Genomic DNA, 18,399 nt, shown 5'->3' on the forward strand with positions numbered 1-18,399 from the left:
TCTCCGCAGGAATACCGATGACTCGCTCCGCTCGCGGAAGGACGCGACTACGGGGGAGGGGGTGGCGCCTGGCCGCCGTCGCCGCGGCGGCCGGGTTGGCGGGTCGGCGTCCGGAAGCCCTCCGTGCTGGGTGGTCCGGGACCGGGGTCGGTTGGGCGGCGAAGGAGAAGCGCCTCCGGGCTGAGGGGCGTTGCCCCTGCGGCGGGTTGGCGACAGTTGGGCCTGGCCTCGCTCCAACCCGCCAGCTCGGGTGGTTGGGCCCGGTGCGGTTTTGGCGGCGGCTGGGGTGGATCTTGACGCGCGGCCGGCCGGCCTGGCGGACAGGCACTGGCCCTGTGGCGGGTTGCCGACAGTCACCCCTGACCTCTCGTCAACCCGCCACGCGCCCACCGGGAAGCCCCATCCCGGCGGAGCCGTAACGGCGGGCGGCCCACCCGATGCTGGGGTTGCGGCGGGTTGGCGACGGTCGGCCCTGGCCTTGCTCTGCGGGGCCCGGTGCGGTTTTGGCGGCGGGTGGGGTGGATCTTGACGCGCGGCCGGCCAGCCTGGCGGACCGGCACTGGCCCTGTGGCGGGTTGCCGACAGTCACCCCTGACCTCTCGTCAACCCGCCACGCGCCCACCGGGAAGCCCCATCCCGGCGGAGCCGTAACGGCGGGCGGCCCACCCGGCACTGGCCCTGTGGCGGGTTGCCGACAGTCACCCCTGACCTCTCGTCAACCCGCCACGCGCCCACCGGGAAGCCCCATCCCGGCGGAGCCGTAACGGCGGGCGGCCCACCCGATGCTGGGGTTGCGGCGGGTTGGCGACGGTCGGCCCTGGCCTTGCTCTGCGGGGCCCGGTGCGGTTTTGGCGGCGGGTGGGGTGGATCTTGACGCGCGGCCGGCCAGCCTGGCGGACCGGCACTGGCCCTGTGGCGGGTTGCCGACAGTCACCCCTGACCTCTCGTCAACCCGCCACGCGCCCACCGGGAAGGCCCACCCCGGCGGAGGCGCAACGGCGGGCCGCCCACCCCCCACCCGCACTCAGGGCAGCGGCCCCGCCCGTGCCCCTCCTGGCCTGCGTAGTTCCGCGAGCGCGAGCGAGCAGCACGAGCGTGCGCCTCGCCCTACGGTGAATGCCGTTGCAGGCGTCTCGCGCACCGACCGGGACACCCGTCGAGTCTCCTCTCGCGGTTGCCTCACATGTGCTTCAGCCCAGCAGCCACCGACCCACCGCCTCGCCTGGCTCAAAAGTCGACCCGGATGTGTGGGGCCAGCGCCCCCAGGAAATCGGACGGGTCGAAGGTCTCGCCGGCCGAGAGGACGCCCGTCCCACGTGCGCGCCCGCTGAGGATGCGGTCGACGGCCTCGACCGCCAGGGGCGCCGACACGGCGTAGATGTCCTGGCCGGCGGCGAGGACCCGCCGTTCGGGCTCGCCGGAGCGGCGGACGCGGACGTCGACGACGAAGGTCTGGGACGAAGGCGCCGGACCGTCAGCCGTCCCACTCGGAAGCTCGGGGGCCGGGGCCGGAGCCGGGGTGTCCGGAGCGGACAGGTCCCGTGCCGCCTCGGCGGTCATGTAGGTGACGACCTCGGGGATGGCCAGGTGGCTGGGCACGGTGACCACGTCGGCCATCGTGAACTCGCCGAGCACCGGCCGCAGGCCGAGCGGTTCCGGGAAGGCCCAGTCGAGCACGGGCAGTGAGTCGTCGTGGTACTCCAACTGCCCCTTCGTGTAGCGGACTCGGCGGCCGCCGCGGCGTTCACGGGAGACCGCTCCGGCGGCGCGCGTGCCGGCGGTGGGGTGCCAGCTGTCGAGGCCGTAGGCGATGTGGGCCTCGTCGGCCCAGGCCCAGTCCTTGCCCATGGCGGCGCTGACCAACAGGTCGCCCAGGCCGCCGTAGAAGGCCATCGCCGGGACGACGAGGGTGCCCGCCGCGCGGGCGGGCTCGCTGAAGCGGTCGAAGGTGTCGACGTTGGCCTCGATCTCGGCGGCCACGTCCACGTAGGGGATACCGGCCCGCAGGGCGGCCTCGATGACTGGGGCGGCCGTCGTGGCGAAGGGCCCCGCGCAGTTGACCACCGCCGAGGCGCCGGACAGCGCCCGGTCCAGCGCGGCCGGGTCGTCCACCGAGGCCGGGCGGGCGACGAGACCCGGGGCGGACGCGGCGAGCGCGGCGAGCCGGTCGGCGTCGCGGCCGGAGACCACGGTGCGGTACCCGCGTTCGCGCAGGTGGGCGACGACGAATCGGCCGGTGTGGCCGTAGGCGCCGAACACGGCGACCGTCGGTGCTGATTGCATGTCAACTCCCTGTCCCGGAGCGACCGCCGTCGCCCTGTGCGGCGATCCTGGCAGCGCCGATGGCCGGACCGTCAGTGTCCGGAACGACAGCCCCCGTACAATTCCGGACATGAGCACGGTCGCGCTGGTCGTCACCGAGGGCATGCTGCAGTTCGAACTGGGCCTGGCCATGGAGGTGTTCGGCAGTGATCCGGGCGGGACGGTCGGGGACCCCTACGAGCTGGTGCTGTGCGGAGCCGAGGCCGGACGGGCCGTGCCCGTGGGGCGGTTCCGGCTGGAGCCGGAGCGGGACTTCGGCTTCCTCGCGTGCGCCGACACGGTGATCGTGCCCGGGTGGGCCGATGTCGAGGTGGCTCCGCCGGCCGATCTGGTCGAGGCCGTCCGGGCGGCGCACGCGGCCGGGGCGCGTGTGGCCTCCCTGTGCACGGGGGCCTTCGTGCTGGCCGCGGCCGGACTGCTGGACGGCAGGCGGGCGACGACGCACTGGGCGCACACCCGCGATCTCGCCCGGCGCCACCCGAAGGTGACGGTGGACCAGGACGTCCTCTACGTGGACGAGGGCACCGTCCTCACCTCGGCCGGGAAGGCCGCCGCACTGGACCTGTGCCTGCACCTGGTACGGCGCGACCACGGCTCGGCGGTGGCCAACACGGTCGCCCGGCGGCTGGTCGTCGCCCCGCACCGGGAAGGGGGGCAGGCGCAGTTCGTGACCACCCCGGTGCCCGAGCCGGACTGCCACCCGCTGGCCGGGCTGTTCCCGTGGGCGCTGGAGCGGCTCGACCAGCCGCTCACCGTGACGGACCTGGCCCGGCAGGCGGGTATGAGCCCGCGCCACCTCGGCCGGCAGTTCCGGTCCGTCACCGGCACCACGCCGCTGCAGTGGCTGCTGGTCCAACGCATCCGCCGCGCCCAGGAGTTGCTGGAGACGACGGACGACACCGTCGACCGCGTGGCGACCCTCACCGGGATGGGGACGGCCACGACGCTGCGCCGCCACTTCCACCGCACGGTCGGGGTCGCGCCCGACAGTTACCGCCGCACGTTCCGCAGCCGCGGGTCGCTGAGGACCCGTCAGTCCAGCTCGGCGCTGCCCTCGCGGTAGATGCGGGCGGAGGTGATCAACCCGCCGCGCAGCTCGAAGAAGCCGGCGATGGGGTAGGTCTGCTCGCGGCCGTCATGGGTCAGCGCCTCGGTGAGCTCGACGGCCACGAGGTCGCCGGAGGCGACCAGGTGGCGGAGGGTCAGCCGCGGGCGCAGGGCGGTGATCGCGCCGGCGAAGAGCTCTTCGGGCTCGGCCCGGCCCCGGGCGGAGCTGCGGCCGGTGAGCCAGTGGGCGTCCTCGGCGAAGCCGCCCAGGAGGGCGGGCAGGTCGCCCTCGTTGAAGGCGCGCACGTGTTCGCGGATCGCCGCTTCGGCTGTCGGCGTGGTCGTCATGGAGGAACCATAGAGGGAGAGGGCGGGGCCGCCGGAGCGGAACGGGAGAGTGGGCCATGAGCGCGCGCAGCATCGTCGTCGGCCGCCCGGTGCACGAGGTGTTCGAGTTCTTCGCGGACGCGGAGAACGACCCGCAGTGGCGCCGGGAGGTGAAGTCCATCCACCGGGACGGCCCGCTGGCCCTCGGCGCCCGGTACACGCAGCGGCTCAACGGGCCCGGCGGGCGGGAGATCCCCGGGGACCTGGAGGTCGTCGCGCTGGACCCGGACAGCAGGGTGGCCTTCGAGGTGACCGCCGGTCCGGTGCGGCCGCGCGGCGAGTACCGGTTCCGGGCGCTCGGCCCGGACAGCACCGAGGTGACCTTCGAGCTCGACCCGCGGCTGACCGGCATCAGGAAGCTGGTGATGGGGCGGATGGTGGACCGGTCCGTCGCCGGTACGCTCGCCGAACTGGACCGGGCCAAGCAGGTGCTGGAGGAGGCCGCCTGAGGCGCGCGGCGGCCTGCGTCCGGGCCGCCGTTGCGGCCCGGATAACCCGGTGCCGGGGACCGGGGGGATCTGCGATGATCCCGCCGGAGGAAACCCATGCACCGTCTGTTCAGTCCTTACCGCGCCGTCCTGGCCCTCCCCGGTACCCGGGGGCTGCTGGTCGTCGCGCTGCTCGCGCGCATCCCCGGCACCGCCAAGGGCATGCTGCTCACCCTGCACGTCGTGCTCGACCAGCACCGCGGCTACGGCGCCGCAGGTCTGGTGACCATGGCGATGACCCTGGGCGCCGCCCTCGGCTCCCCGCTGATCGGCAGGATGACGGACCGTCGGGGACTGCGGCCGGTGCTGGTGCTGACCGGCGCGGTCGAGTGCCTGTACTGGCTGGCGGTGCCGCTGCTGCCCTATCCCGCGCTGGTCGCGGCGACGCTGGTGGGCGGTTTCTTCGCGGTGCCGGTGTTCCAGGTGATCCGGCAGGCCGTGGCCGCGCACGTGCCCGAGGCGCAGCGGCGCCAGGCCTTCGCGCTGGACTCGATGATCGTCGAGACCGCTTTCATGGTCGGTCCGGCCGTCGCCGTGCTGGCGGTGACCGGCGAGCAGACGGCCGTGCCCGCGCTGTGGACCCTGTCGGTGCTCACGCTCGCCTCCGTACTCGGACTCTGGCCGCTGTGGCGGATGCTGAGCAGGCGTCAGCACCCGGGCGGCGACACCGGGGCGGCGGCCGCGCCCGCGCGGGGCATCTGGCTGGACCCGGCCCTGCTCCTGACGCTGGCGCTGTGCGTCGCGGCGAACCTGGTGCTGTCCGGGACCGAGGTGTCGCTCGTGGCGACGCTGCGCTCGCTGGGCCAGACCGAGTGGGCCGGCGTGACCATCATCTTCTGGTGCGTCGCCTCACTGACCGGCGGCTTCTGGCACGGCTCGACGGAGCGGCCGAGGCGCCTGCAGCTGCTGATGCTGGTGCTGGGCGCGGCGACGGTGCCGATCGGGGTGATCGGCGGCTTCGGCTGGCAGTGGGCCTGCCTGGCGTTGCTCCCGGCCGGGTTCTTCTGCGCGCCGACGATCGCCTCGACCGCCGAGGCGATCAGCCAGGCCGTTCCGGCCTCGATGCGCGGCCAGGCGATGGGCATGCAGGGCTCGGCACTCACCCTGGGCGGCGCGCTGGGGGCGCCGCTGGCCGGTGCGGTCATCGACCGGACCGGACCGGCGTGGGGCTTCGCCGTGACCGGCGCCATCGGAGCGGTGCTGGCGCTCGCCGCGATCGTCTACCGTCCCGGCGCGGGCCGGGTCGCGGAGGCGGCAGCCTGATCCGCGCGCGGCGGCCCGCTGCGCCAAGGCGGCCCGCTCCGCCCCACCGGGCGGTGGCGTGACGCGTTCCACACCGCCGGTTCGGGGGCGGCCAGAGGCGGGGTCGGCCACCGGCGGGCTGCGGCGACGCGGCAGCCGGTGGCCAACTCCCGTGCCAGTAGGGCTAGTAGAGGTGCCGTCAGGAGGAACGCACAGCGCAGGGGGCGGGAGACCGGCCTGCTGCGGGCGGAAGCCGGTGCGATGAGCACATCAGCCGCTGACTAGCATGGGAGCACCCTCTAGCTCGAAAGATGATCTTGTGACTGTCAACGAAGACTTGTTCACGAACTGGAAGAACCGCGAGGAGATCGCGGAGTCGATGATCCCGATCATCGGGAGGCTGCACCGGGAGCGGGACGTCACCGTCCTGGTCCACAGCCGCTCCCTGGTGAACAAGTCGGTGGTCAGCATCCTGAAGATTCACCGGTTCGCCAGGCAGATCGCCGGCGAGGAGCTCTCCGTCACGGAGACCCTCCCCTTCCTCCAGGCCCTCACCGAGCTGGACCTCGGCCCCTCGCAGATCGACATCGCGCTGCTGGCCGAGAACTACCGCGCCGACAGCCGGGGCCTGTCCGTCGCGGAGTTCACCGCCGAGGCCGTCGCCGGCGCCACCGGTCCGGACAAGCTGGAGCGCGCCGGCGCGCGTGACGTCGTCCTCTACGGCTTCGGCCGGATCGGCCGGCTCGTCGCCCGGCTGCTGATCGAGAAGGCCGGCTCGGGCAACGGCCTGCGGCTGCGCGCCATCGTCGTGCGCGGCGGCGGCGGGCAGGACCTGGTCAAGCGCGCCTCGCTGCTGCGGCGCGACTCGATCCACGGCCAGTTCCGCGGCACCATCACCGTCGACGAGGCGAACAGCACCATCGTCGCCAACGGCAACGCGATCAAGGTCATCTACGCGGACGACCCGAGCGCGGTGGACTACACCGAGTACGGCATCAGCGACGCCATCCTGATCGACAACACCGGCAAGTGGCGCGACCGCGAGGGCCTGTCCAAGCACCTGCGGCCCGGCATCGGCAAGGTCGTGCTGACCGCGCCCGGCAAGGGCGACGTGCCCAACATCGTGCACGGCGTCAACCACGACACGATCAAGCCGGACGAGCAGATCCTCTCCTGCGCCTCCTGCACCACCAACGCCATCGTCCCGCCGCTCAAGGCGATGGCCGACGAGTACGGCGTGCTGCGCGGCCACGTGGAGACGGTCCACTCGTTCACCAACGACCAGAACCTGCTGGACAACTTCCACAAGGCCGAGCGCCGCGGCCGGTCCGCCCCGCTCAACATGGTGATCACCGAGACCGGCGCCGCCTCCGCCGTGGCCAAGGCGCTGCCGGACCTCAAGGCGAAGATCACCGGAAGCTCGATCCGCGTCCCCGTCCCGGACGTCTCCATCGCGATCCTCAACCTGCAGCTCGCGCGCGAGACCACCCGCGAGGAGGTGCTGGACTACCTGCGCGAGGTCTCGCTGACCTCGTCGCTGAAGCGTCAGATCGACTTCATCACCGCGCCCGACGCGGTCTCCAGCGACTTCATCGGCTCCCGGCACGCCTCGATCGTCGACGCGGGCGCCACGAAGGTCGAGGGCGACAACGCCATCCTCTACCTCTGGTACGACAACGAGTTCGGCTACTCCTGCCAGGTGGTCCGGGTCGTCCAGTACATCTCGGGCGTCGAGTACCCGACCTTCCCGGCGCCGGTCGCCTGACGAGGCGTCACCGGCCCGACGCACGGCCGTGGCCCGGCCCCGCACTCAGCGGGCCGGGCCACGGCCGTCCGCTCAGACGGCGTCCAGCCGGGCTGTCGGCACGTCCTCCAGGAAGCCGCCGGACTGGTGCTGCCAGAGCTTGGCGTAGGCGCCGTCGGCGTCCAACAGCTCCTGGTGGGTGCCCTGTTCGAGGATCCGGCCGCGGTCCAGGACCACCAGCCGGTCCATCCCGGCCACCGTGCTCAGCCGGTGCGCGACCACCAGCGCGGTGCGGCCCTCCATCAGCCGCCACAGCGCCTCCTGCACCAGGACCTCGCTCTCCGAGTCGAGTGCGCTGGTCGCCTCGTCGAGCAGCAGGACCGGCGCGTCCCGCAGGATGGCCCGGGCCAGCGCGACGCGCTGGCGCTGGCCGCCCGAGAGCTTGACGCCCCGCTCGCCCACCATCGTGTCGAAGCCCTCGGGGAGGGCGTCGGCGAACTCGGTGACGTGCGCGGCCTCGGCCGCCTGCCGGATCTCCGCCTCGGTCGCGCCGGGCCGGGCGAAGGCGATGTTGTCCCGCAGGGTGCGGTGGAACATCGCCGGGTCCTGCGGGACGTAGGCGATCAGGCTGCGCAGGTCGGACTGCCGCATCCGGCTGATGTCCTGACCGCCGATCAGGATCCGGCCGCCCTCGATGTCCTTCATCCGCAGCAGCAGCCGGGTGAGCGTGGACTTGCCGCCGCCGGAGCGGCCCACCAGGCCGATCTTCGACCCGCTCGGCACGTCCAGGTCCAGTCCCTGGAACAGCGGCTCGGGGCCGCCGTGGGAGAAGACCACCCGGTCGAAGCGGATCCCCGCCGAGCGTCCGGAGGCGGGCCGCAGCGGCTCGGGCACGGGCGGGTCCAGGACGGTGGGCGGGTCCAGCAGCAGCTCGGTGAACTGCGCGGCCTCCGTCATCGAGGACTCCAGGCGCCGGTAGATCTGGTTGAACTCGAACATGATCCGGGTCGCGTTGGAGAAGTAGGTGAAGGCGACCACGACCTCCTCCACCCCGTGCCGGCCGCCCCCCAGGGACACGGCGAGCAGCAGCCCCAGCCCGTTGGTCAGCACCGACATCGGCGCGACCAGCGTGTCGATGCGCAGGTTGCCGTAGTCCCAGGAGCGCAGGGACAGCCGCCGCGACTCGGCGACCCGGGACCGGTGCTCCGCCGCCTCGCGGTCCTCGGCGGCGAAGGCGCGGACCGTGTCCATGTTCATCAGGCTGTCAGCCACATGGCCGGACACCCGGGCGAACGCCTCCTCGCGGTCGTTGACCAACTGCTGGCGGCGGCGGATCAGCGGTGCCACGCAGAGGCCGGTGACCGCGATCAGCGACAGCAGCACGGCCACCAGCAGCGGGTCGTAGTTCCACAGCACCACCGCGCCGAAGACGAGCGGGACGAAGTTGGCGACCACGGAGAAGGTCAGCGTGTCGACGAACTCCTCGTAGCGGGAGGCGAAGGAGAGGACGCGCTTGGTGAGCGAGCCGGCGAAGTTGTCGTGGAAGAAGGAGGCGTCCTTGGCGAACAGCTCGTCCATGCCGATGATGTAGAGCCGTTCGATGCCCAGCGCGTCCACCCGGTTGAGGCAGTGGAAGCCGAGCCGCCACAGCGCCTCGGCGAACAGCAGCACGCCGGCGAAGGCCAGCACGTAGGGCAGCAGGTCGCCGACGGCCGCCCCGCCGTCCCGGGCGATGCGGGCGACGAGTTTGGCGACGACGAGCGGGGCGAGGTAGGCGATGCCGATGTTGCCCAGGGCCGGCAGCAGCATCGCGGGAACCGTCAGCCTTCTGAGCCGGAGCAGTTCCCTTCCGTAGTAGCGGAGCGCCAGCAGCACGGAGCCCCGGCGCGGGGCGTTCTCGGGTGTGTGAGGCGTACCCATCCCAATCCTGTGGTGTCGTGCGGGCAGGTGGGGAGCCGCCAGTGTGGCGGTCGGGCGGGTGCGCCGTCCAAGGATTTTCCTTACCGTGCGGGGATCCTCGGTGCAGTAACGATTCAGCGGGGCAGCCGTTCTGACGGGGCGTCAGGCGGGTCTCTGGTGTAGTTCTCACCTGCGGGAGGCGGCGCGATTGGGGCGCACCGACCGGAGGGGTCTATGGTGGTCGCGGCCTTCGCTGCGCGGCAGCGCGGCAGCGACGACGGGAGGAGGCGAGATGGACAGTAGTCCGGGCCATAGTGCCCCTGCCCTCGCACACGTCCTCGCCGTCCTTCCGCGACGGCGGCCGTAGCGCCTGCCTGACGACACCGCCCGCCCGCGCCCTGGACCGCGCCCGCGCGGCGCCGGTCGGGGCGTGCCCGGCCGCCGCCGCCCGCTCCCCGGTCACGCCGGGGCCAGGGGGTGTTCACCTTGTCCGCCAACACTGTGCTCATGTCCACCGCCACGCGCCTGCGCGACCGCCGGGTGCATCTGGAGCGCCGGGCCACCGCCTCCAAGCAGGTGCGGGCCTCGCTGGTCTCCGTCGCCGGGCTGACCGGCTCGCCCGTCGTCAACCAGGCCGGCGAGGAGGTCGGCCGGCTCGTCGACGTGGTCGCCCGCCTCTACGGGGGCGAGCCCTACCCGCCGGTGACCGGCGTCATCCTGCGCATCGGCCGGCGCCGGGCCTTCCTCGCCGCCGACAAGGTCGAGCAGGTGACGGCGGGTCAGGTGCGGCTCCGCACGGCGCGGGTGGACCTGCGCGAGTTCGAACGGCGGCCCGGCGAGGTGCTGCTCGCCCGCGACGTGCTGGACCACCAGCTGGTGGACGTGGACGGGGTGCAGGTGACCCGCGCCGCCGACCTGTACCTCGCGCCGGTGGGCGGCAGGGTGCTGCTGGTCGGCGTGGACGTCTCGCTGCCGACGCTGCTGCGCCGGCTCGGTCCGCGCCGCTGGCAGGTGCGGCCGACGCCCGAGCGGGTGCTGGACTGGCACTCGGTCGCGCCGTTCCCCGAGCAGGCCACCGACGGTCCGGCGGAGGTGCGGCTGCGGGCCTCCCGGGCGTCGCTGCACCGGCTGCGCCCGGCCGACCTCGCCGACCTGCTGGAGGACCTGGGCCGGACCGAACGCCAGCAGCTGCTGGGCTGGTTGGAGCCCGAGCACGCAGCCGACGCGCTGGAGGAGATGGAGCCCGCGGAGCTGGAGAACCTGCTGCGCGAGGCCCCGCCCGAGCACGCGGCCCGGCTGGTGGACGAGATGGAGCCGGACGAGGCGGTCGACGCCCTGCGCGACCTCACCTCCGGCGAGCGGGAGGCGCTGCTCACCCGGATGCCCGCCGACCAGGCCGGGGAGCTGCGCGCGCTGCTCACCCACCGCGAGGGCACGGCGGGCGGCGCGATGACCACGGTGCTGGTCACCGCGGGCCGCGAGCTGACCATCGGTCAGGTGCGCGCCGAGCTGGCCACCCAGTCCGAGCACCGCACCGAGATCCCTGCCGTCGCCGTGCTGGACGCCGACGGCCGGGTGGCCGCGGACATCGCCCTGTTCGACCTCGCGGTCGCCGAGGACACCGGCACGGTCGGCGAACTCGCCGACTGGCTGGTCCAGTTCGGGCCGCCCGCCGTCATCCGCGCGGACGCCCGGCTCACCGAGGCCGCCGACCAGCTGGTCGCCGCCCGCGCCGCCTCGCTGCTGGTCGTGGACGAGGACGACCGCCCGCTGGGCCGGATCCTCGCCGACGACATCCTCGACTCCGTGCTGCCCGAGCGCGGCCGCCTGCACTTCCGGAGGTTCCTCCAGTGACCCGCGACCTCACCCCCGGGCTGACCACCCCCGCGCCGGGCCCCGCCGTCCCTGCCCCCGCCGGCGCGCCCGACGCGCCGGGCGCGTCCGCCTCCCCGGAGCGCGTCGGCGGCACGGCCGCCAAGTCGCCCACGCCGCGCAGCGGTTGGCGGCGGATCGGGCTGATGCTCGCGGTCATGGGGCCCGGACTGGTCGCGGCGAACGCGGGGAACGACGCCGCCGGGATCGCCACCTACGCCTCGGCGGGCTCGCAGTTCCGCTACGGGACGCTGTTCTTCATGGTCCTGGTGACCGTCGCCCTGGTCATGGTCCAGGAGATGGCCGTCCGCCTCGGCGCGCACACCGGCAAGGGCCTGGGCGCGCTGATCCGCGAGCAGTTCAGCCTGCGGCTCACCGCCCTCGCACTCGGCTGCCTGCTGCTGGCCAACACCGGGCTCGTGGTCTCGGAGTTCGCGGGCATCGGCGCCGCCTTCGAACTGCTCGGGATCCCCAAGTGGGCCGTCATCCCGCCCGCGGCGGCGCTGCTGTGGGCGCTGGTGCTGTTCGGCTCCTACGCCTGGGCCGAGCGCATCTTCCTGGTCATGTCGCTGGCCTTCTTCGCCTACCCGGTCGCGATGATCCTCGGGCACCCGCACTGGGGCGACGTCGGCGGCAACCTGGTGATCCCGCACCTGCAGCCGAGCAAGGCGTTCATCCTGCTCGCCGTCGCCCTGATCGGCACGACGGTCAGTCCCTACATGCAGTTCTACGCCGCCGCCGGGGTCGTCGACCGGGGCGCGGGACCGGGTGACTACAAGCTGATCCGCGCCGACGCGGTGCTCGGCGCGGTCTTCGCCTGCGTCATCAGCATGACCATCATCATCGCCACGGCCTCCGCCATCGGCGGCACCGGCCCGCTCCAGTCCGCGGCGCAGGCGGCCTCGGCGCTGAAGCCGGTGGCCGGCCAGGGGGCCGAACTCCTCTTCGCCCTCGGCCTGATCGGCGCCTCGGCGCTGGCGGGCGCGGTGGTGCCGCTGTCCGCGAGCTACGCCGTCGGCGAGGCGGCCGGGGTGGAGCGCTCGGTGTCGCGCAGCTTCCGTGACGCCCCGCTGTTCCTGGGCCTGTTCACCGCGCAGATCGCGCTGGGCGCGGCCGTGGCGCTGACCCCCGTGGACGTGATCAAGCTGCTGATCGGCACCCAGGTGCTGCAGGGGCTGATCAGCCCGGTCGTGCTGGTGTACCTGCTGGTGCTGACCAACCGGCGCTCCCTGCTCGGGGACGCGGCCAACGGCCCCCGGTACCGCGTCGCCGCGACGGTGGTCGTGGTCGGCGTGGGCGCGATGTCCACGGTGCTGCTGGTGCAGACGGTCCTCGGCTGGTTCGGCCTGGCCTGACCGGCCCGGGCCGGGGCCCGGGCCCACTCGCGGGTGACGGCCCGTCAGGCTCCCACGTACTCCGCCAGGTGCCGGCCCGTCAGGGTGGAGCGGGACGCGACCAGGTCGGCGGGGGTGCCCTCGAAGACGATGCGGCCGCCGTCGTGGCCGGCGCCGGGGCCGAGGTCGATGATCCAGTCGGCGTGGGCCATCACCGCCTGGTGGTGCTCGACCACGATCACCGACTTGCCGGAGTCCACCAGCCGGTCCAGCAGGCCGAGCAGCTGCTCGACGTCCGCCAGGTGCAGGCCCGCCGTCGGCTCGTCCAGGACGTAGACGCCGCCGCGGTCCGCCATGTGGGTGGCCAGCTTGAGACGCTGGCGCTCGCCGCCGGAGAGGGTGGTGAGCGGCTGACCGATCGTCAGGTAGCCAAGACCGACGTCGGAGAGGCGCTTGAGCACGGCGTGCGCGGCGGGGGTGCGTGCCTCGTCGGCGGCGAAGAAGTCCTCGGCCTCGGCGACGGACATGGCCAGCACCTCGCTGATGTCCCGTCCGCCGAGCCGCAGTTCCAGCACCGCGGCCTGGAAGCGGCGGCCCTCGCAGTCCTCGCAGGTCGTGGCGACCCCGGCCATCATCGCCAGGTCCGTGTAGACGACGCCCAGGCCGTTGCAGGTGGGGCAGGCGCCCTCGGAGTTCGCGCTGAACAGCGCTGGCTTGACCCCGTTGGCCTTGGCGAAGGCCTTGCGGACCGGCTCCAGCAGTCCGGTGTAGGTGGCCGGGTTGCTGCGCCGCGAGCCGCGGATCGGGCTCTGGTCGATGGAGACCACCCCCGCGCCCGCCGGGATCGAACCGTGCACCAGCGAGCTCTTGCCGGAACCGGCGACGCCGGTGACGACGGTCAGCAAGCCGAGCGGGATGTCCACGTCCACGTCCCGCAGGTTGTGGGCGTTCGCCCCGCGGATCTCCAGGGCGCCGGTGGGCTTGCGCACGGACGCCTTGAGCGAGGCCCGGTCGTCGAAGTGGCGGCCGGTGACCGTGCCGCTGGTCCGCAGGCCGTCCACGGTGCCCTCGAAGCAGACGGTGCCGCCCGCGCTGCCCGCGCCGGGGCCGAGGTCGACGACGTGGTCCGCGATGGCGATGGTCTCCGGCTTGTGCTCGACCACCAGCACGGTATTGCCCTTGTCCCGCAGCCGCAGCAGCAGTTCGTTCATCCGCTGGATGTCGTGCGGGTGCAGGCCGGTGGTGGGCTCGTCGAAGACGTAGGTCACGTCGGTGAGCGAGGAGCCGAGGTGGCGGATCATCTTCACGCGCTGGGCCTCGCCGCCCGAGAGCGTGCCGGAGGGGCGGTCCAGCGAGAGGTAGCCGAGGCCGATCTCGACGAAGGACTCCAGCGTCTGCTGAAGGCTCGTCAGCAGCGGTCCCACGCTCGGCTCGTCCAGGCCGCGCACCCAGTCGGCGAGGTCGCTGATCTGCATGGCGCAGGCGTCCGCGATGCTCACACCGCCGATCTTCGACGAGCGCGCGGCGGCGCTCAGCCGGGTGCCGCCGCACTCGGGGCAGTCGGTGAAGGTGGCCACCCGGTCCACGAACTCGCGGATGTGCGGCTGCAGCGACTCGCGGTCCTTGGTGAGCATCGACTTCTGCAGGCGCAGGACCAGGCCCTCATAGGTCATGTTGATGCCCGCGATCTTCATGCGGGTCGGCTCGTGGTACAGGAAGTCGTGCAGCTCCTTCTTGGTGTACTTCCGGATCGGCTTGTCCGGATCCACCAGGCCGGACTCGGTGTAGAGGCGGTAGTTCCAGCCGCCCGGCTTGTAGCCCGGGATGGTCAGCGCGCCCTCGTGCAGGGACTTGCCGTCGTCGTACAGCTGGGTCAGGTCCACGTCGTTCGCGGTGCCCAGGCCCTCGCAGCGCGGGCACATGCCCCCGGTCCGGGTGAAGCTGACCTTCTCCGCCTTCCTGTCGCCGCGCTCCACGGTGATCGCGCCGCTGGCGCGGACCGAGGGGACGTTGAAGGAGAAGGCCTGCGGCGAGCCGATGTACGGCTTGCCGAGCCGGCTGAACAGGATCCGCAGCATCGCGTTGGCGTCGGTCGCCGTGCCGACGGTGGAGCGGGCGTCGCCGCCCATCCGCTGCTGGTCGACGAGGATGGCCGTGGTCAGACCCTCCAGCACGTCCACCTCGGGCCGGGACAGCGTGGGCATGAATCCCTGCACGAAGGCGCTGTAGGTCTCGTTGATCAGCCGCTGCGACTCGGCCGCGACCGTGCCGAACACCAGCGAGCTCTTGCCCGAGCCGGAGACTCCGGTGAAGACCGTCAGCCTGCGCTTGGGCAGCTCGACGCTGACGTCCTTGAGGTTGTTCACGCGTGCGCCGTGCACCCGGATCAGGTCGTGGCTGTCCGCAGGGGACTGCGCCGGCTGTTGCGCGCCCTTCCTCGTGGCCATGCTTGGGTCTCCTCTTCCGCTGCCTGGTCGTCCAGGGACGACGGGGACCGGCGCCACGGTCCCCGTCGCATCATCGCTGCCGCGCGCCGTCCGGCGCACGCCGTTCGGTGCACGCCGGTCCGGTGCGTTGTCGGTTCGGCGCACGCCGGTCCGGTGCGTTGTCCGTTCGGTGCGTGTCGGTTCAGCGCACTTCGTTGAAGCGGACCAGGTTGCCAGCGGGGTCGCGGAAGGCACAGTCACGGATGCCGTACGCCTGCTGGGTGGGCTCCTGCACGACCTCGGCGCCGGCCGTCCGCACCTTCTCGAAGACGGCGTCGATGTCCGGTGCGGCCAGCACGATCCGGGCGTAGTTGCCCTTGGCCATCAGCTCGGCGATGGTCCGGCGCTCGTCCTCGGAGAGCGTCGGGTCCGCGGCCGGGGGCTCCAGCACGATCGAGGTGCCGGGCTGCCCGACCGGGCCGACGGTGATCCAGCGCATCGGGCCGCCGCCGACGTCGCCGCGCACCTCGAAGCCGAGGACGTCGCGGTAGAACGCCAGGGAGGCGTCGGGGTCGGTGTGGGGGAGGAAGGTCCAGTGAATGGTGATGTCGTCCATGCCCGCCACGCTAGGCGCGGCGCTCCCGCGGACGCTTCTCCGATCCTGACCGATGCGTGCCCGACGCGTGCCCGATGGGGGGCGGGGCCCTCGGCCCTTCACCGGGGGCGCGCCGACGGCGGGGCGGCGGCTTGGTGACGGGTGACGGGACGTCAGGCAGGCTGCGGGAAGGGGTCGGAGAGCAGACTCGCGTCCAGGCTCTCGAGCAGATCGGCGGCGTTCCGGTAGACCGCGGCCGCTCCGGCCTCGTGCAGTTCGGTGCGGGCCCAGCCGCCCGTGGTCACCGCGACGCACGGCACGCCCGCCTTGGCGGCCGCGTCCACGTCCCAGGCGGTGTCACCGACGAGCACCGCGCGCTCCGGCGGCGCGCCGGCCGCCTCCAGGCTGCGGTGGACCAGGTCGGGTGCGGGTTTGGCCGCCTCCACGGAGTCGGCGTCCAGGTGGTGCGCGATGGCGTCGTCCACGTCCAGCACCTCGCGCAGGCGGGCCACCTCGCGGGCGGACGCGGAGGTCGCGAGCACCACCGTCCAGCCGCGGTCCGCGCAGGCGCGGACCAGCTCGCGCGCCCCCGGCAGCGGACGCAGCGCGGGCCACAGCGCGGTGTAGAGGGCCTGGTGCGCGGCGTCCATGGCATCGTCGTCGGAGCGGTCGCGGCCCTCCCCGAGGAGGTGGTCGAGCAGCGGCCCTGTCCCCAGCCCCACGGCCCGGTGCACGCGATGGGCGGGCACCTCGTGCCCGTACTGGCGCAGGGCCTCCCACCAGGTGACCGTGTGCAGATAGGTGCTGTCGACGAGAGTCCCGTCGACATCGAAGAGTGCGGCTGCGCGGTCGCCCATCGCGGACCCCTTCCTTCCCCGGTGCGTCACCGTCGTCCCCGGTGCGCCTGCCCGCCGGCGGCGCGCCGACACGCGGGAGCGGCCAGCCTGGCGGGACGTGGGGATGGGCTGCTGGGGTGGGGGCAGCGGGCTGCGCCCGGGGGGCAGCCGTCCCGCGCTGCGGGGAGTGGCACCAGGCGGTGCCGGGTCAAGGCCCTTCGCGCCGAGGGTGGACGGGACCTGCCACGCTCACGCGGGCGTTCGCCTGGCGGGACGTGGGGATGGGCTGCTGGGGTGGGGGCAGTGGGCTGCGCCTGGGGGCAGCGGTCCCGTGCTGCGCGGAGTGGCAGCAGGCGGTGCCGGGTCAAGGCCTTTCGTGCCGAGGGTGGACGGGACCTGCCACGCTCACGCGGGCGTTCGCCTGGCGGGACGTGGGGATGGGCTGCTGGGGTGGGGGCAGTGGGCTGCGCCTGGGGGCAGCGGTCCCGTGCTGCGCGGAGTGGCAGCAGGCGGTGCCGGGTCAAGGCCTTTCGTGCCGAGGGTGGACGGGACCTGCCACGCTCACGCGGGCGTTCGCCTGGCGGGACGTGGGGATGGGCTGCTGGGGTGGGGGCAGCGGGCTGCGCCCGGGGGGCAGCCGTCCCGCGCTGCGGGGAGTGGCACCAGGCGGTGCCGGGTCAAGGCCCTTCGCGCCGAGGGTGGACGGTACCCGCCACGCCCACGGCGCCCCTGTCCCGGTCGCCCCGGGTGCGAGTCGGCTGTGATCGGTCCGCCCGGGCCTGGTCCCGTCCGGCTTGCCGTTCACGCTGCGTTCGGTCCGCCCTGAGCACCCTCCGGCTGCCGCCGCCCGCCGAGTATCCGCCCCGGCGCCGGCGGCGCAGGGCATCTCTCGCGGCGCAGCCGGAACGGGCGCTCGGCGATACGTGCCCGGGAAGGCGACGGCCGCCGNGTGTGACCTGCGGCGGCCGGGGTTTGATGGATCGTCAGCCGCGGACCGACGCGACGGCGGCGCCCAGGGCTTCCTTGATGCGGGGGCCGAGGCGGGAGAAGCCCAGCTCCTTCATGGCGGCCCGGAGCAGTTCGTCGTCGGTGCGCGAGGTCGCCGGGTCGCTGTCGAGCCACCGGACGACCGCTTCGAGTTCCTCGGCGGAGTAGGCCGTCACCGGACGTCCCGGCGTGATCGAGGGCTTCCGCGGGCGCCGCGCAGCCGGACGCGCCTTCGCGGCGGCTTCAGGCCGGCCTTCCGGCGACGGCGCCGCCTCCGCCCCAGGGACGGACGGTTCGGGCGAGGCGGCTTCCGAGGCAGGGGCCTCTGCCGGCTCCTCGATCGCTGGGCCGGCCTCGGCGGCGGCGAGTTGGGCCTCGGCCGCCTCCTCGGCCGCCTCCACGGGCGCGTCCTGCGCCTCGGGCGTGGTGGCTGCGGTCGCGGCCTCCACCTCGGCCTCCTCGGGGGTCTGCGCCTCCGGCAGGGCGGGCGGCTCGGCCGGGGACGCGTCCTCGGAGCGGGGCGCCGGGACCGGCAGCGGCGTGGCGTCGGTGGCGGTTTCGACCGCCGGGGCCGTCTCCGCTGCGGGGTCGTCCGCCACCTGCGTGGTGTCGGGCTCGGCCGCCGCTTCCGCGATCTCCGCCTCGGCCTCGGCACCGGTGAGTTCCGGGGCGGGCTCCTGCTCGGCGGCCGTGGCGTCGGACTGGGCCTGGGCTTCGGCCTCGGCGTCGGTGTGGGCCTCGGTCTCGACTCCGTCCTCGGCCGCCGCTTCGACGCCGGGCTGGGCGTCTGCCTCCGTCTCCGCCTCGGTCTCCGCCTCGGGGGCGGTCCGGGGGGACGGCGGCACGGAGGCGGGCGCCTCCTCCGTCGCGGGGAAGAGCGCCTGCACGGCCGTCAGGTCGGCGCGCTGCTCGGCCAGTTGGACCAGGAGCTCGTCCAGGCCCCGGGCCGACAGCGTCTCCCGCAGCTCGTGCAGGGCGGGCAGGCGGAACAGGGTGGACTCGTCGGCCGCCAGGCGGTCCAGCAGGGCGGTCAGTTCGGGCAGGGACAGCGCCTCCAGCGGGGAGTCGGGCCGGATCAGGCCCGCGAGCCCTTCCAGCTCGCTCAGGGCCGCCTCGGCCGCCCGGCCTGCGGGCTCCAGGAAGTCCGCGTCCGACGGCAGTTCCGGCCGGGTGCCGCCGTTCTCCGCGCGGGCGGCCCAGCCGGCCCGCGCCGTCGCCGC

12 protein-coding genes and 1 pseudogene are annotated in these 18,399 nt (G+C 73.7%); 6 read left to right on the forward strand and 7 right to left on the reverse strand.

Annotation, left to right across the window (positions count from 1 at the left end):
* Window positions 1-1,227: 1,227 nt before the first annotated feature.
* Window positions 1,228-2,283, reverse strand: coding sequence for a saccharopine dehydrogenase NADP-binding domain-containing protein (locus ACFP3V_RS05605; protein ID WP_380580364.1), 1,056 nt, complete (start codon window positions 2,281-2,283; stop codon window positions 1,228-1,230).
* Window positions 2,284-2,392: 109 nt separating this feature from the next.
* Here ACFP3V_RS05605 and ACFP3V_RS05610 point away from each other — a divergent pair, with 109 nt between their 5' ends.
* Window positions 2,393-3,385 (forward strand): helix-turn-helix domain-containing protein, encoded by a 993-nt coding sequence (locus ACFP3V_RS05610; protein WP_380580366.1) that lies wholly within the window; start codon window positions 2,393-2,395, stop codon window positions 3,383-3,385.
* On the opposite strand, the gene ACFP3V_RS05615 is transcribed toward ACFP3V_RS05610, so the two are convergent.
* Window positions 3,355-3,717: a nuclear transport factor 2 family protein gene (locus ACFP3V_RS05615; protein ID WP_380580368.1), complete on the reverse strand. Its 363-nt coding sequence runs from the start codon at window positions 3,715-3,717 to the stop codon at window positions 3,355-3,357. The genes ACFP3V_RS05610 and ACFP3V_RS05615 overlap by 31 nt on opposite strands.
* A gap of 56 nt (window positions 3,718-3,773) precedes the next feature.
* Between ACFP3V_RS05615 and ACFP3V_RS05620 the strand changes: the two genes are divergently transcribed.
* From ACFP3V_RS05620 to ACFP3V_RS05630, 3 genes are all read left to right on the forward strand, one after another.
* Window positions 3,774-4,205, forward strand: coding sequence for an SRPBCC family protein (locus tag ACFP3V_RS05620; RefSeq protein ID WP_380580370.1), 432 nt, complete (start codon window positions 3,774-3,776; stop codon window positions 4,203-4,205).
* A 96-nt stretch (window positions 4,206-4,301) separates the two neighbouring features.
* A complete protein-coding gene (locus ACFP3V_RS05625) occupies window positions 4,302-5,507 on the forward strand; it encodes an MFS transporter (protein WP_380580372.1) in 1,206 nt (401 codons plus the stop codon).
* 298 nt (window positions 5,508-5,805) lie between these two features.
* A complete protein-coding gene (locus ACFP3V_RS05630; RefSeq protein ID WP_380580374.1) occupies window positions 5,806-7,251 on the forward strand; it encodes a glyceraldehyde-3-phosphate dehydrogenase in 1,446 nt (481 codons plus the stop codon).
* 72 nt (window positions 7,252-7,323) lie between these two features.
* Here ACFP3V_RS05630 and ACFP3V_RS05635 read toward each other — a convergent pair whose 3' ends face one another.
* A complete protein-coding gene (locus tag ACFP3V_RS05635; RefSeq protein WP_380580376.1) occupies window positions 7,324-9,150 on the reverse strand; it encodes an ABC transporter ATP-binding protein in 1,827 nt (608 codons plus the stop codon).
* Between the two features lie 486 nt (window positions 9,151-9,636).
* Here ACFP3V_RS05635 and ACFP3V_RS05640 point away from each other — a divergent pair, with 486 nt between their 5' ends.
* Both ACFP3V_RS05640 and ACFP3V_RS05645 read left to right on the forward strand, forming a co-directional pair.
* Window positions 9,637-10,983 carry a magnesium transporter MgtE N-terminal domain-containing protein gene (locus tag ACFP3V_RS05640; protein ID WP_380580378.1) on the forward strand — a complete coding sequence of 449 codons (1,347 nt, stop codon included), beginning with the start codon at window positions 9,637-9,639 and terminating at the stop codon, window positions 10,981-10,983.
* Entirely contained in the window at window positions 10,980-12,356 is a 1,377-nt protein-coding gene (locus tag ACFP3V_RS05645; protein ID WP_380580380.1) for an NRAMP family divalent metal transporter, read from the forward strand. The genes ACFP3V_RS05640 and ACFP3V_RS05645 overlap by 4 nt, the downstream gene beginning before the upstream one ends.
* A 44-nt stretch (window positions 12,357-12,400) precedes the next feature.
* Here ACFP3V_RS05645 and ACFP3V_RS05650 read toward each other — a convergent pair whose 3' ends face one another.
* The 4 genes and pseudogenes from ACFP3V_RS05650 to ACFP3V_RS05665 form a co-directional block, all read right to left on the reverse strand.
* Window positions 12,401-14,782, reverse strand: coding sequence for an ATP-binding cassette domain-containing protein (locus tag ACFP3V_RS05650; RefSeq protein WP_380580382.1), 2,382 nt, complete (start codon window positions 14,780-14,782; stop codon window positions 12,401-12,403).
* Between the two features lie 181 nt (window positions 14,783-14,963).
* Entirely contained in the window at window positions 14,964-15,377 is a 414-nt protein-coding gene (locus tag ACFP3V_RS05655; RefSeq protein ID WP_380580384.1) for a VOC family protein, read from the reverse strand.
* A 152-nt stretch (window positions 15,378-15,529) separates the two neighbouring features.
* Window positions 15,530-16,213, reverse strand: coding sequence for an HAD family hydrolase (locus ACFP3V_RS05660; protein ID WP_380580386.1), 684 nt, complete (start codon window positions 16,211-16,213; stop codon window positions 15,530-15,532).
* A gap of 962 nt (window positions 16,214-17,175) precedes the next feature.
* Window positions 17,176-18,399 (reverse strand): annotated as a pseudogene (locus ACFP3V_RS05665) (hypothetical protein); the annotation flags it as partial.

The organism is Streptacidiphilus monticola (genome assembly GCF_042658505.1).
GTDB classification, from domain to species: Bacteria; Actinomycetota; Actinomycetes; order Streptomycetales; family Streptomycetaceae; genus Streptacidiphilus; species Streptacidiphilus monticola.